At 37.2% G+C, this 14,146-nt stretch carries 15 protein-coding genes and 3 pseudogenes; 5 read left to right on the top strand and 13 right to left on the bottom strand.

The window, feature by feature from the left end:
- Window positions 1-149: 149 nt before the first annotated feature.
- A pseudogene (locus ANA_RS25435) lies at window positions 150-605 on the top strand (NAD(P)H-binding protein); the annotation flags it as partial.
- A 154-nt stretch (window positions 606-759) separates the two neighbouring features.
- Window positions 760-990, top strand: a pseudogene (locus tag ANA_RS21645) (SDR family NAD(P)-dependent oxidoreductase); the annotation flags it as partial.
- A 55-nt stretch (window positions 991-1,045) separates the two neighbouring features.
- Here ANA_RS21645 and ANA_RS27945 read toward each other — a convergent pair.
- The 3 genes and pseudogenes from ANA_RS27945 to ANA_RS26770 form a co-directional block, all read right to left on the bottom strand.
- Window positions 1,046-1,171: pseudogene (locus tag ANA_RS27945) on the bottom strand (cupin domain-containing protein); the annotation flags it as partial.
- A gap of 165 nt (window positions 1,172-1,336) precedes the next feature.
- A complete protein-coding gene (locus ANA_RS21650; protein WP_015083556.1) occupies window positions 1,337-1,780 on the bottom strand; it encodes a BON domain-containing protein in 444 nt (147 codons plus the stop codon).
- A 222-nt stretch (window positions 1,781-2,002) separates the two neighbouring features.
- Window positions 2,003-2,203, bottom strand: a complete 201-nt coding sequence (locus ANA_RS26770) for a hypothetical protein (RefSeq protein WP_235082083.1) — start codon at window positions 2,201-2,203, stop codon at window positions 2,003-2,005.
- Window positions 2,204-2,326: 123 nt separating this feature from the next.
- On the opposite strand from ANA_RS26770, the gene ANA_RS21655 reads away from it, so the two are divergent.
- Window positions 2,327-3,778: a sensor histidine kinase gene (locus ANA_RS21655; protein ID WP_015083557.1), complete on the top strand. Its 1,452-nt coding sequence runs from the start codon at window positions 2,327-2,329 to the stop codon at window positions 3,776-3,778.
- Window positions 3,779-4,094: 316 nt separating this feature from the next.
- Here ANA_RS21655 and ANA_RS21660 read toward each other — a convergent pair whose 3' ends face one another.
- Together ANA_RS21660 and ANA_RS21665 are read right to left on the bottom strand one after the other, a co-directional pair.
- Window positions 4,095-5,585 carry a UDP-N-acetylmuramoyl-L-alanyl-D-glutamate--2,6-diaminopimelate ligase gene (locus ANA_RS21660; RefSeq protein WP_015083558.1) on the bottom strand — a complete coding sequence of 497 codons (1,491 nt, stop codon included), beginning with the start codon at window positions 5,583-5,585 and terminating at the stop codon, window positions 4,095-4,097.
- Between the two features lie 54 nt (window positions 5,586-5,639).
- Window positions 5,640-5,903 carry a glutaredoxin family protein gene (locus tag ANA_RS21665; protein WP_015083559.1) on the bottom strand — a complete coding sequence of 88 codons (264 nt, stop codon included), beginning with the start codon at window positions 5,901-5,903 and terminating at the stop codon, window positions 5,640-5,642.
- 322 nt (window positions 5,904-6,225) lie between these two features.
- Between ANA_RS21665 and ANA_RS21670 the strand changes: the two genes are divergently transcribed.
- Together ANA_RS21670 and ANA_RS21675 are read left to right on the top strand one after the other, a co-directional pair.
- Window positions 6,226-6,600, top strand: coding sequence for a type II toxin-antitoxin system HicB family antitoxin (locus ANA_RS21670; RefSeq protein WP_015083560.1), 375 nt, complete (start codon window positions 6,226-6,228; stop codon window positions 6,598-6,600).
- A complete protein-coding gene (locus tag ANA_RS21675; RefSeq protein WP_015083561.1) occupies window positions 6,597-7,019 on the top strand; it encodes a type II toxin-antitoxin system VapC family toxin in 423 nt (140 codons plus the stop codon). The genes ANA_RS21670 and ANA_RS21675 overlap by 4 nt, the downstream gene beginning before the upstream one ends.
- Before the next feature lie 110 nt (window positions 7,020-7,129).
- On the opposite strand, the gene ANA_RS21680 is transcribed toward ANA_RS21675, so the two are convergent.
- The 8 genes from ANA_RS21680 to ANA_RS21710 all read right to left on the bottom strand — a co-directional run bounded on the left by ANA_RS21680 (window position 7,130) and on the right by ANA_RS21710 (window position 14,075).
- Window positions 7,130-7,549, bottom strand: a complete 420-nt coding sequence (locus ANA_RS21680) for a type II toxin-antitoxin system tRNA(fMet)-specific endonuclease VapC (protein ID WP_015083562.1) — start codon at window positions 7,547-7,549, stop codon at window positions 7,130-7,132.
- Complete coding sequence (locus ANA_RS21685; protein ID WP_015083563.1) at window positions 7,539-7,832, bottom strand: hypothetical protein; 294 nt, start codon at window positions 7,830-7,832, stop codon at window positions 7,539-7,541. The genes ANA_RS21680 and ANA_RS21685 overlap by 11 nt, the downstream gene beginning before the upstream one ends.
- A gap of 345 nt (window positions 7,833-8,177) precedes the next feature.
- The gene (locus ANA_RS28380) at window positions 8,178-8,300 is read right to left on the bottom strand and encodes a hypothetical protein (RefSeq protein WP_256380217.1); all 123 of its coding nucleotides are present in this window, start codon (window positions 8,298-8,300) and stop codon (window positions 8,178-8,180) included.
- Window positions 8,301-8,464: 164 nt separating this feature from the next.
- Window positions 8,465-8,641 carry a barstar family protein gene (locus ANA_RS25120; RefSeq protein ID WP_083881526.1) on the bottom strand — a complete coding sequence of 59 codons (177 nt, stop codon included), beginning with the start codon at window positions 8,639-8,641 and terminating at the stop codon, window positions 8,465-8,467.
- Between the two features lie 111 nt (window positions 8,642-8,752).
- A complete protein-coding gene (locus tag ANA_RS21695; RefSeq protein ID WP_015083565.1) occupies window positions 8,753-10,705 on the bottom strand; it encodes an eIF2A-related protein in 1,953 nt (650 codons plus the stop codon).
- Between the two features lie 192 nt (window positions 10,706-10,897).
- Window positions 10,898-11,674, bottom strand: a complete 777-nt coding sequence (locus ANA_RS21700; RefSeq protein WP_015083566.1) for a PP2C family serine/threonine-protein phosphatase — start codon at window positions 11,672-11,674, stop codon at window positions 10,898-10,900.
- A gap of 239 nt (window positions 11,675-11,913) precedes the next feature.
- Entirely contained in the window at window positions 11,914-12,570 is a 657-nt protein-coding gene (locus ANA_RS21705) for a vWA domain-containing protein (RefSeq protein ID WP_015083567.1), read from the bottom strand.
- A 281-nt stretch (window positions 12,571-12,851) separates the two neighbouring features.
- Window positions 12,852-14,075: a bifunctional sterol desaturase/short chain dehydrogenase gene (locus ANA_RS21710; RefSeq protein ID WP_015083568.1), complete on the bottom strand. Its 1,224-nt coding sequence runs from the start codon at window positions 14,073-14,075 to the stop codon at window positions 12,852-12,854.
- Window positions 14,076-14,146 lie beyond the last annotated feature (71 nt).

Below are 14,146 nucleotides of genomic sequence, written 5' to 3' on the forward strand. Positions count from 1 at the left end.
ATGCCACCAATGCATCTCTACCATCTTTTCAACAACTGCAAAATCAACGAGGGAGAAAATTAGTATTTGGGGAAAACTCACTCAATGATTATCATCTCCAAGATTTTAAACTAGTAAGGGATCAAGATGTAACAGGTATCAGCGGCACAAAAGCCGCAAAAATGTTTAATAACAAAGTAGAAATTGCAATTGGTGATATCTGTAAACCCAGCACATTGACAGCAGCAATGGCAAATATTACCGCCATTATTTGTTGTACAGGAACTACCGCTTTTCCCTCTGCAAGATGGGAATTTAATCAAACCCCCAATATAATCGAATTGGTAATAACTGCATTTAATCCCCAATTTCTAGAAGACAAAGCGAAAAATACCCCGACTAAAGTTGATACTCAAGGTGTAATTAATCTGATCTCCGCAGCACCAAAAAACTTAAACCGCTTCGTGTTTGTTTCTTCCTGCGGAATTCTCCGTAAACATCAATTTCCTTTTAATATTTTGAATCTTTTTGGTGTACTTGATGCTAAAGAAAAAGGAGAACAAGCCATTATTAATTCGGGAATCCCTTATACTATCATTCGTCCCGGACGTTTAACCGATGGCCCTTAGAGGATGTTTGAAAAGTATCAGAATTAATCGAGATCCCCCCAACCCCCCTTACAAAGGGGGGCTAAATTCCTCAAAGTCCCCCTTTTTAAGGGGGATTTAGGGGGATCTGCGGGTGTCAGATCCCACACGAGAAAGTTTTCAAACATCCTCTTATACATCCTATGATCTCAATACCCTACTCAAAGCCACAAGTGAAGGTAAATTAAACGTCATTTTTGGAAAAGGAGATACAATTTCCGGTGATACTAGCCGAATTGATGTAGCTGCAACTTGTGTAGAAAGTTTATTTTATCAAAATTCTATTAACAAAGTTTTTGAAATAGTCAATCAAGGAGATAGACCAACTATAATTGATTGGCAAAATCTTTTTTCACAATTATAAAAAAGAGAGCAAAAAAACATGAATTATGAAACTCTTGTAGTGCGGGCATCTTGCCCGCTGTATTCGCACTGGCAGAATCAAAGATAATTGCTAATCGGTTAGAGTCACAGGGACTAATTCGGTATGCTTGATAATCTTTGGGAGATTTAATAATGGGAATTACACAACTATTATCGTACATATTTTTAATGGGTAATTAGTGATGAAGAAATGGGTAGAAAATACCCAAAAACAGGACTTACTAACTAAAGTAAGCCCTGATAGATTTTAATCTCAAGTTATACCCATTTGAAAAATAGATGATTGCAAAACCAATTCACTATCCCAATGGGATAAAATAGAATGACTAAAGTTTTTTCTCTGTCTTCACTTCAGCTTCTACTTTGACACTTTTCACACCAGCTACTTCCTTGATTAAAGTTTCAGCTTGTGTAATTTCTTGCTGAGAAGTTGCTGTTCCTTTAAGGATAATTGCCCCATTTTTGTTGACTACTTCCAACTTATTCTCAGGTAAACTGGCTTTTAGTTTTTTGCTAATTTCTGTTTTTAAGTCGGTTGTAGATGTAGAAGTTGCAGAAGGAGTTGCAGTAGAAGTTGCAGTAGGAGTTGCAGTAGGAGTTGCAGTAGAATTATCTATAATTCGCGTCGTATCAGAAGCGGGTTTGGCTGGTACAGCAGGAGTTTCACTGGTAGTACCAGTAGTTTCTGAACCTGTTTTTGGTGCTTCTTGACAACCAACCATACCAGCTAATAAAACGCTACTAACGAGAAAAGGAATGAGCTTTTTCATGTTGATTTCCAAAATTGAATACTTGAAGTGATGGATTTTACTGTGAGTGATGCCCAGGAGCAAATCTTAAAAAAGAATTAAATTGCCACACCCAAAAGTCATAAACCAAATACCTGAATAACTGACAATATGACAACTTTCCAATAACTAAATTAAAACGCTTTTATTGAAAAGAGCCAATTTAATTGTACTCATGGCTATAGAATATTGACGGTTTGATGCTCACCGATAGCCACTATCTCTATATTCTCTATCATAGAGACTCAGCCGCATCTTTTTTGGGATTGATAATTGGGGACTGGGGATTGGGGAAGTGGAGGAAGTGGAGGAAGTGGGGGAAGTGGGGGAAGTGGGGGAAGTGGGGGAATATTTCTTCCCAATGACAACTGACAACTGACAACTGACAAAGAGAGGATATTGCACCTTAATTGTTCGGTTATACCACTTTCTATCTTCACACTAATGACGATAATCTCGTAGATATAGTTTGCAAATGTCTAAATATAACCACCATTAGCTGCTGAAGCAATCAAGAGGTGAAAACCTGTGTACGAATGGATTTTGCCAAGTCTCAAGGAAGTTTTATCTGAAAATCAATCTCATCTTGCTGAGTGTTCCTCGGCTAAAGCAGAACAGCAATGGCGTGTCAGTCTCGCAGCCACGGAAAACTTGCTGTTGAAAACTTTAGCTGCAACTTCACCTGATACTACTCCAGGTTTGGTATTAGCCGCACCTGCACCTTTATTTAGTCACCCCCAACTAACACAACGGTTACAAACGGTAACTTTTACAGCCAGACCTTTTAACCCTTTGGCGTTGATGCCATTCATTATGCCATCAGAAATGGCGCGGAATATAAATAATATAGAAACAAATACTTCCGATCATACTACTTTTCAAGAATCTATCTTACCTTTATTACCGGCTGATCCTTTGGGTGCGGAACAGTTTTGTTTGGTGTTTACAGATAAATTTAGATTAGTTTTGGTTTTGGGGGAACATCAAAATGGTAAAAAAGAGTTTTTGTTTTCCTTTGAACCGGAAATAGTCAAAAAAGCTTGGCAATCTTTAGGTGCTAGGGTAGTTTTAACTAATCCAGAATTGTTTGCTGATTTAGATATTCAGGTGCAAAACTATCCTTTGGTTGCACCAGATTATCACACTATAATTCAATTTAGTCAGTTATTACTTCAAGAATTAACAATTACAGAAAATAATCCAGTTACACATACTTCATCACATTTTCATTCACCAACTCCACTGCCAAAATCTCCATCTCGTTCTGACATAGAATTACTCCAAGCCTTTGCCCATGAAGTTCGTACTCCATTGACAACTATTCGGATGATGACACGGTTACTATTAAAACGGCAGGATTTGCCGGGGAATGTGATCAGTCGTTTAGAAGTTATTGATCATGAATGTACTGAACAAATTGACCGGATGGAGTTATTATTTAAAGCAGCAGAATTAGAGAATTTATCACAACCTTTAAAATTGGCTAATTCACACTTGACCCCAATGTGTTTAGAGGATATTTTACTGCAAAGTATTCCCCGTTGGCAACAAGCAGCAACTCGGCGTAATTTAACTTTAAATGTGGTTTTACCGAAGCAATTCCCCACGGTGGTTAGTAATCCGGCGATGTTAGACCGGGTACTTACTGGTTTAATAGAGAATTTTACTCGCAGTTTACCTGCTGGTAGTTGTATTCAGGTGCAAGTAATGACTGCTGGTGATCAGCTAAAATTGCAATTATCTCCTCAGTTTGATTGTCAAGATAAAGGCTATACAACAACACCACCAATTCGCAAATCTTTAGGTCAATTATTAATGTTTCAGCCGGAAACAGGGGCAATTAGTTTAAATATGGCAGCAACTAAGCATTTATTTCAAGCAATTGGTGGAAAGTTGATTGTGCGTCAACGTCCTCAAAATGGGGAAGTATTAACAATTTTCTTACCTTTGGAAGTCGGTCATCAAGTGTCAATACCTTAGTCAAATTACGAGGGTGAGATGATAATGCTTTAACCATGAACTCCCGTTCCTCGCTCTTGCTTGGCAAAAACAATCACCCCTAAAAATTCCTTAAAGGTTTCCGACAAGGATTTTTTAAATGTATTGACGGTAGGATAAGGGTTTTAGATTCTAAACTACCTTTTCATCGAAACGCTTATATATGATTATTTTTGCCGTTTTTGCCAAAAATTATCAAGGCTCTTATTTTGGCAATAGTATTGAAGTGTAAAATAGATTTTTTACAACTTGGTGCGAAACAAGGGCGGGGAAACCCCACCCCTTGAAGATGGGTTAATTAATTTTGGCTATTTATTCTTTGCTGTAAAGCTTCCCGTGCTTGTTCTCTGTCGTCAAAATGAATTTTTTCAGTACCTAGAATTTGATAGTCTTCGTGACCCTTCCCGGCTAATAATACACCGTCTCCAGGTTGAGCCTGTAAAATAGCCGTCCGAATTGCGGTAGCGCGATCGCTCACAACCATTGGTTGTACTATATCAGGAATACCTGCTAATACGTCCTGTAATATCTTTTCTGGGTTTTCCGTGCGGGGGTTGTCTGATGTCACTACTGCTAAATCTGCGAGTTCAGCCGCTATTTTACCCATTTTTGGACGTTTAGTGCGATCGCGGTCTCCTCCACAACCAAACACACAAATCATTTTACCAGGAATAAACGGCCGGGCAGCTTTCAGTAAGTTCTCCAAACTATCGGGAGTATGGGCATAATCTACAATCACGCTAATATCTTGCTGTGGGTGAATTTGCACCCGTTCCATGCGGCCAGGAACGCCGGGAAACCCAGGAATGGCATTTGCTACCAATTGCAAATCTAAACCCACATGGACAACCGCACCCACAGCAGCTAAAAGATTTTCTAAGTTATATTGACCAACTAAAGGACAACTAAAATCTACATTTCCTTGGGGAGTATGTAAAATTCCGCTCACACCATTTGGTTGATAATTTAAATCACTCATCCAAAAATCAGCGGTACTATCATTAACGCTATAACTCCAAACCTGTTCTGGACTCAAGGATGCAATTATCCGTTTACCATAAGCATCATCAGCGTTGATAATTGCCCGTCCGTGGAGATAATTAGGACTAAATAACAACGCTTTCGCGGCAAAATAGTCCTCCATATCCTTGTGATAGTCCAAATGGTCTTGGGTAAGGTTGGTAAATACCCCCACTTCAAAAGCACAATTCAAAACTCTACCCTGGTGCAAAGCATGAGAACTAACTTCCATTACCCCAGTTTCACAACCAGCATTCATGGCTTTAGCTAATTGTTGCTGCAAATCTACTGCAAAAGGAGTAGTATTCACAGCGGTTTCCTCAAAACCAGGCCAGCGGGTGTAAAGTGTGCCTATTAACGCCGTCGGTAAATTAGCGTGAGTTAGAAAATATTCAATCAGGTGAGTGGTGGTAGTTTTACCATTTGTCCCCGTCACACCCACCATTTTCAGTTTTTGTCCAGGATAACCATAAAAAGCTGCGGCTATTTGAGCGCAGGCTTTAGTCATATTATCGGCACTCATGACTACAGAGTTAGCTGTAGGCGGATTTTTCTGCATTGCTTCCGAAGAAATAATCGCCGCTACAGCACCAGCAGCTAAAGCACCTGTCCAAAACTCTCCACCGTCTACTCTAGTTCCTGGCATTCCGATAAACAAATCTCCCACCGTGCAAGCATGGGAATTAGTTTTAAGTCCCTGAATATCAATATCTGGTATATTTACAGAATTAATCCCATCTACAGTCGCTAATAATTCCCGTAATTTCATCTGGTGAACCTCGCCACAAGCTTGTCTTGCGCTTATTCTGCATCATTTTGTCATCTATTGGGAGACATATTGACCTAACATTTTTTCTAAACGTTCGATACTGAGACGGGGAGAAGGACGGGGTATCAGTTTTTCTGTGCCGTCCCTGGTGACTAAATGCAGTACCGGGATTTCGTATTGATATGCTGCAAACCAATCTTCACGGGTGGTAATATCTCGAATTTCTAGCTGGAAACTGAGATTTTTGATTTGTGCTAGTTTTTCCTGTAAGCCTTCACAAAGATGACAACCAGGTTTGCTGTAGAGAATTAATTGCATGGGTGGAGATTTAAACGATGAAAATGTATTTTATGATTATTTTAACTGAATATATAAAAAATGTCAGAATCAGGTGGTTATCGAGCGATAGCCTGCGTGGCGTAAGCCATAGTCGAGATAATACTCACCGATTAAAGGATTAACAGGATATTTTTTGTCAGAATCAGGATGTCCACCGATTAAAGGATTAACAGGATAATAAAATATAAAATGGACGATTGCTAATAAAATTCTATAAATCTTAAAATCATATAGATGATAATTTTAACTATTTTTAAGTATTATGTTATAATCAATTCAGAGTTAGAAGAGTAAAAATATCATGATTTTAGCTATTAAAAATGCTCTTTCCACAGTTGCACCCAAGTTAACTTATGATGTGTTGATTGAAAATCAAGCAGATGGTACTGTGAAAGCGACATTATTAAGTTTACCAGAATGTCAAGGTTTTGGTGCGACTAAAGAGGAAGCATTAAATAATCTGATTCAACTTGTTCAAGCCCGAAAACCAGAAATAGTAACTTTAGAAATTGAACCAGCTAAAACAGAACATCCTTGGATGAGATTTGCAGGAATGTTCCAAGATGATCCGCAATTTGATGAAGTGCTGGAATATATAGAAGAATATCGTCGTGAATTAGATGCAGAAATGGAGGAATATTATCAACAAATTGAAACCCAGGAGAATAGCAAATGAGCTTATGGATACTTGATACAGATCACGTTTCTCTCTTTCAACGCAGAAATCCATTTATTGTACAGCGTGTTAATGGTGTCAAATTTGAAGAAATTGCCATAACTATAATTACTGCTGAGGAACAATTGGGTGGTAGGTTTAATGTTATTAGGAATGCCTCATCATCGGATAAATTAGTATTAGCTTATGCAAATTTTCAGAATAATTTAGATTTTTTACAAAGTGTGAATTTACTGCAATTTAGCGAAGCTGCGGGTAATATTTACACTGAATTAGTTAAGCAAAAAATCCGCGTTGGTACTCAAGATTTACGCATTGCTGCAATTACATTATCAGTCAAGGGGATTTTAGTAACTCGTAATTTTAAAGATTTTGAAAAAGTGCCTAATTTGCGTTTGGAAGATTGGAGTATTAGTTAAAAATGTCTGAATCAGGATACCCAGGATTAGAGGATTAACAGGATGATAAAAAATAAAAATGTCATCTCCAAATAGTGAAAAGGTAACTTTATATAGCTTGTGCTACACTATCAGACAATTTCCCAATCTTCAATTTGTAACCCTTTAACTCGTTTAAATTCCCTGACATTGTGAGTAACTAAAATTAGATTATTCACTAAAGCAATAGAAGCAATTTGTATATCATTTGAACTAATAGGAGTTCCAGAATTTGCTAAATCAGCGCGAATTTTGCCATAATTTTCTGCACATTCATCATCAAAAGGTAAAGAAACAAATTGTTCTATGAATATTTTTTGTACAGCTATGGCTTTTTGAGGATTATTACTACGCATAGAACCATAAAATAATTCAGCTTTGACTACAGAACAAACCGCAATTTTTTCAGGTTCTAAATTATCAAGATGATGATTAATGCTGAGAGATTTACCCTTGAGATACATGATACAAACATTCGTATCTAGTAAATAAATTAAAGAATCATTTTTCATTAATAACCTCAATTAAATCATCATCCGTTGCAAAATCAATATCAGCACAAGCACCATACAAATTAAGTAAACCTGCGGAATGGAGAATATTATTTTGGATTAAAAATCTTTTGAGTTCAGCGTCAGAAGGAAAGTTTAGTAAATCTTTTAGTTCATCAAAATCAATTAATCTTTCTCGAAATGCTTCTAATACAAGATTATTCAGGATTTTTTGTGGTAAATTACCCCATTGATTTATGATTTTCGTTGTTAATTTATCTGGTAAATCAATTGTTACTTGCATAATTGAAAAATCTCCTAATGGTGCTTAGTTAATTATTTTAACATAAATTTGTTAAAAGTTTAATGTCGTAATCAGGATATCCAGGATTTAAGGATTCACAGGATGTTATTTGTCTGAATCAGGATACCCAGGATTAGAGGATTAACAGGATGTTTTTGATCACTTATGGTTTTTGTACGAGAGAGAATATATGTTTATTATTCAATAAATATCATCATTAAATATTCACAGAAAATCTATAAATAACAATCCTGTACATCCTTAAATCCTGGTTATCCTGATTCTGACAACCACAACAAACAATCTCCAAATAGGAAGCCAGGGAATTAATTCCCTGTCTAAAAGCTAAAGTCGGTTTAAACCGACTATTGGGAATGATGGAATATTACATTTATCTTCATCAGGTAAAAAGTCAATCAAATCCTGTACATCCTTAAATCCTGGTAATCCTGATTCTGACAACCACAATAAACAATCTCCAAATAGTGAAAATGTAATTTTACCTATTTGTTAATAACTAAAAACTTGAGAGGAATATGATTAGCTTCCCAGTATTCTTTGGCTGAATTTAAAATATCCAATGCTATTTGGTACTGTGTCGGTTCAGCTTGAGCAAAGATATCAGCATGATCTTATGATATCACATATCTTTGAGCCGGACACCATGTTAAATCGGTGATACATTCATCAAAAGCATCCCAGTTAGCGCCGAAGTATGTAGGAAATTCCATTGCTTCAGCAGCTTGTTTTAAAAATGTTTGTTTGCTATTGATTTTTTTACCATCAAGATAAAAAACTTTATGATTCATAGATTTATGGTGAGGAAATAGGTTAGTAAAATTGTCAGAATCAGGATATCCAGGATTAAAGGATTTACAGGATGATAAAATAGACGATTGCTAACAAAATCCTATCAATGACTACTTTAACCGCCAAATATTGATAGTCCCATCATCACTACCACTAGCAAGGCTTTGACCATCAGGGCTGTATGTTACAGAACGAACCCAGCTAGAATGACCTGTAAGGGTTTGAAGTAGTTTTCCTGTAGTCACATTCCATATCTTGATAGTCCTGTCCAAACTGCCACTAGCAAGGGTTTGACCATCAGGGCTGTATGCTACGGAATTAACCGTGCCAGAATGACCTGTAAGGGTTTGAAGTAGTTTTCCTGTAGTCACACTCCATATCTTGATAGTCCTGTCCCCACTGCTACTAGCAAGGTTTTGACCATCAGGGCTATATGCTACATAACGAACCCAGCTAGAATGACCTGTAAAAGTTTGAAGTAGTTGTCCTGTAGGCTTATTCCATATCTTGATAGTGTTGTCATCACTCCCACTAGCCAAGATTTGACCATCAGGGCTATATGCTACATAACGAACCCAGCTAGAATGACCTGTAAGGGTTTGAAGTAGTTTTCCTGTAGTCACATTCCATATCTTGATAGTCCTGTCCAAACTGCCACTAGCAAGGGTTTGACCATCAGGGCTGTATGCTACAGAATTAACTGAGTCAGAATGATCGGTAAGAGTTTGCAGTAGCCTTTCTGTAGACACATTCCATATCTTGATAGTGTTGTCATCACGTCCAATAGCCAAGATTTGACCATCGGGGCTAAAGGCTACAGAATTAACCTTAGAATGACCCATAAGAGTTTGCAGTAACCTTCCCCTCACATCCCAAAGTTTGACAATTGTATCCGCACTTCCACTAGCAAGAGTTTGACCATTGGGGCTAAATACTACAGAAGTAATATATTGAGAATGGAAAGTGAAGGTTTGCGGTAGCTTATCTATAACTTGTCGCTGTGAAGTTGATTCCACAACAGCAGATGGTTTTGGTCTAACAACTCCGGGAAAAATATCAACACCAAGATTTGTAGAGCGATCGCACCAATAACATTTACCATAGGTTTGGCTATAGTAATGACTATCTAGCATTTCGCATTCATTTAGTCCATTTCTAGCAACTTTTAACGATTGCATCCATTCTTTAGCTGTAGGACGTAACTGAGGATTTTCATAACCATCATTAAAGCATTTAAGAAAACATCTTCTGATCTCTGAATGTACAATATCAAGAGGAATTGTTCTATCTACAGATTGAATTAAACTATTTGCACTATATAACCATATACTCCGACGAACAAGTTCATTAATTTCTGGAGTTTCTCCTGTACCTATCCATTTTCCCTGAAAAGGACTATTCCCCCCAAATAATAATTGATAGATAATTACTGCTAATCGAAATCTATCATGTATTTCCGTTTGTTCAATACTAGAAAAATCTTTACCAATTAATTCCGGTGGTGTATATCCTTCTGAACCAACTAAACAACGATAAATTCTACCATTTCTCGGATTTTTTACCTGAAAAGAATCTGTATCAATAATTGAAGGTAAAGCCCGATCATTAACCAGAATATTTTGTGGTTTAATATCACCCAATACATAACCAGCAGTGTGAAGTGCTTCAATAATTGAAACGATATTCATCGCTGTTGTGTGTAGAAACCGCCAATCAACTTTAATTTTCTCACGTTTACGAAGTTGGGGATTATAAATATTAATAAGTTCTTTTGCATCTCTAACTTCTGGCATCAAAAAGCCTACAAAATCACCCTGATCATTTTTCAATGGTGACTTAGGCCAAGCAAAGGAAATATGATTAAGATGGGCATTTGGCTCTTGTGGAGGGTGATCTATCATTACTGCTAATTTTTGCACCCGTTCCGGTGTTGGTTTATGGTAAATTTTAGCTAAATAACCATTTTCATTAGTTCGCCAAATTTTCGCTTCACCACTATTGAATATTGCTTCACCTAACAGACTAATTGATTTATTTGTAATAGCACAGGTGAGAACTGTCATAGAATTTTAATTAAATAGGATAACATCAATATCAAATAGTATTTGAAAACTTGTACAGCAAATTTTTAACCTCTCTCTAAACCTCTCCGATACAAGGGGAGAGGCTTTGAAACTCTCTGTACAAAAACTCATTTTTTCATGTTCCCTCTCCTTTTAGGAGAGGGTTAGGGAGAGGTTCTTGAAAATTCTGGATTAATTTTCAAAAAGACACAAAACCAAAGTTTTATCATCATCAGTACGAGAATTTAGCCTTTCAGAATTGAGAAAATCAATAATATATTGATCATCCTCTTCTGGATTATTTGTTTCTCGCAAATATTCCTCAAATGGTTTAAAGAATGGCGGAAAAGGTTTCCAGTCACTCAAGCGAATTGCTACTTTTTCTAGCCCATCAGTAGAAGCACAAATAAACTCTTGATTTCCTGAAATTACCTGTACCTGTATTTCCTCAACTGCATTAGCTGAAGTGACAAAAGTTGTTTCGTTGAAAAACTCCCCTTTATCTGGTTTAAACAACAATTGATATTCTGAATCTTGGGGATGCACTATCATAAATCCATCACCAATTTGCATAGCTGCAACCCATTCAGGAGTTGCTATAAAAACTAACAATGTACAAGCTAAATCATTAACAGAATCACCTTTGTTAGTTGCTTGTTTATTTAACTCTTTAATAACTTTTTTGAAGGTTTGATTAAAAAGCTTTTTAACCTCTTTTTCGGTAAGTGGTTTAGACAGATTTTCCCAGAATTTTTTGCGATTATTAAGATTTCCTTTAAGGTAGTTGAGCGCAGTGTCTACCGCTAATTCAGAACCAATTTGAGAATATTTCGCACTCCCAGCACCGTCAGCAACTGCACCCACAATCACATCATTAAAAATGCGGTAATTTCCGCAGTCTTGACAGGGTATTTTTTCCGCTTGATGACTCGTACCCACCGCAGAACGAGCAATTGCTTTCCAACTCACAATAAATAAATCCTCAAAATATCATCTTTAAATTTAAGTAATCTGATTTAAGGTTTTCGGCGAATATAATTCGCTACTACACAAACAAAGTCCACACTATGGCTAACGCCACGCTACGCTATCGACAAGCTCAGTGACCGCCTTCGTGGACTAATGAAAAATCAAGGTTTTTAACCCACGAAGGTGGGTTTTGCCTGTGTGGTTCCGCGATTTATAATCGCCTTTTCCAACTATTCAGATTATGTTATAATCTGACCCCATCCCATCGGCGGTAATGCTACAGCTTCACCTACCTTGCCACTAGAAACCCGTTTCATGGAAGTGGAAAGCCAACGAAATAAAGAGCGAAAATCTAAGCCATTCAGCGTCACTGGAGGACGTTCTGGAGGGGCAATTTGTCTGAGTTTATTCATATCTGCACCCTGAACACCAACAGTAAAAAACAACATTCGCCGCTGTTCTTCTTCTTCCCTCACCCTTTGCGCTGCACCTTGCCAATAATCTGTAGGCGCACCATCGGTAATTAAAAACACCCAAGGACGATAATAATGGACACCGTTATCTTTATAAGTCTGTTTGCGGGTTTCTAATAAATCCAAAGCGTATTCAATGGCTTCACCCATTGGTGTGACACCTTCTGTTTCTAGCTTGGGCGGTGTAAAATGGTCTATAGTGACAAAATCTTGCGTCAGTTTCACAGGTCCAAAGGTGACAATAGCCACTTCTACACTTAAAGAAGCTTGAGCATCTTTCATCACATCTTCCTTGAAAGCCGCCAAACCTCTATTTAACTCCTGGATAGGTTGTCCTGACATTGAGCCAGAAGTATCAAGCAAGAGAATTACCGGACAACGATTTTCCGGGTTTTCCACGAATTCAGGCAAACCTACTGGCATTTTTGATACTCCTGATTAATCAAGGTGAGATGCAAAATGTATAAACTAGATGTTACTTGTTACTACATAGCTTAACATGGATGTTTGTACGGAATCAATACCCATAATGTCTAAATATTAGTTTCATATTTATTTTTTCCCAATATCATGGATAACGTTGCTAATGGCATTTTCACAAATCATCAGTCATCTTATTTGATACGAACCACAGAGGCACAGAGGACGCAGAGGTGGAGAGAAAGGAGACTGTTAGATTTTATTTAGCAACGTTATCTTGATAATTATTTGCTTTTTACCCCTTTACTAAAAATCCGATAGTACAACCAGGTACTAAATTCTTTGAGGGGAAATAGTAAATAAGTCAAAGGATTTACTGTGACAATAATATTTCTAAAATCCCGTTTTGCAAAAAATAAAATTCCCTGTGCAACTTGCTTTGCTGACATGACACCATAGGGATTTAATTGACTTTTGAATGGTCCTAAAATTAATTTGCGAATGACACAAGTTTGATCTAATCTTTTGAGGGTGACAATATCCCCTAATGCTCTTTTACTTAGTTCATACAAGGGGCTTAAAGCTGGGGAAACTTCTGCTTCTGAAGTATTTACCCAAATTTCTTTGGTGGCTTTGTCTTGAGGTCCTGTGACAGTTGCAGAAAAGACATCTATCAGTTCCAACGCGGAAAAAGTGTTAACTTGATAGGAATTTTGAATGGCGGCTGAAGTACGATCTCCATAAACATTTATGCCATGATTGATAATGAGAATATCAACTTTATTTAAACTTTCTTTTAGTTGAGTTTCATTACCTAATTCCCATTTTACAATTTTGACCCGCTCTTGAATTGCGATTTTTTCAGGATTGCTTGTTAATGCCACAACTTTGGCATTATGCTTTAATAGTTCTGCTGCTAATGCTTGTCCTAATGCACCGGAAGCACCTGTTAATGCTACGGTTTTACCTTTGAGAGAAAGTCCTGTTCCTAGTATTTTATCCACTAGGGGAAACACACCACTATAGTAAGCGTTAACATCATCAAAATGATGTCGCCAATGATAGGTTCTATTTACCCACAAAACGGAGGGAATTGTGTCTAAGGGTCCGGGTAAATGATTGTAGTCTGTGTCTATTGTTCCTTGAAAATATCGCAGAGATGCACCGTATAAAAACGTGACGGCATAAGCAACTCCTAACCATAATCCCCATTGATGTGCTAGTAAGGCAATTATTGTTAATATTGTTACTAATATACCCGATTCGACGATATCGTGATACAACTGGGAATCTACGTAGGCTTTTTGGGAAGTTAAAGTTAAATCTCGACGGTACACAGCATGATGTTTATTATGCCATTTTGCTAACCATGTTACCTGATGACACAAAGCATGGTAAGCATCTCTGACAATTTCTGCGAGTAGGAGGGAGGAAAATCCCCAGGTTGTGAACTGGATACAGTTGTTTACTAAAACTGCATCAATAGTTAAGCTTTGAGCCAAAATCATTATCTTTCTGGTGACACCACTTTTTCTTAATTAAACCAAGTTATTACTACTTTTGTCTAATGATGTAGTGA

This window comes from Anabaena sp. 90 (assembly GCF_000312705.1).
GTDB classification, from domain to species: domain Bacteria; phylum Cyanobacteriota; class Cyanobacteriia; order Cyanobacteriales; family Nostocaceae; genus Dolichospermum; species Dolichospermum lemmermannii.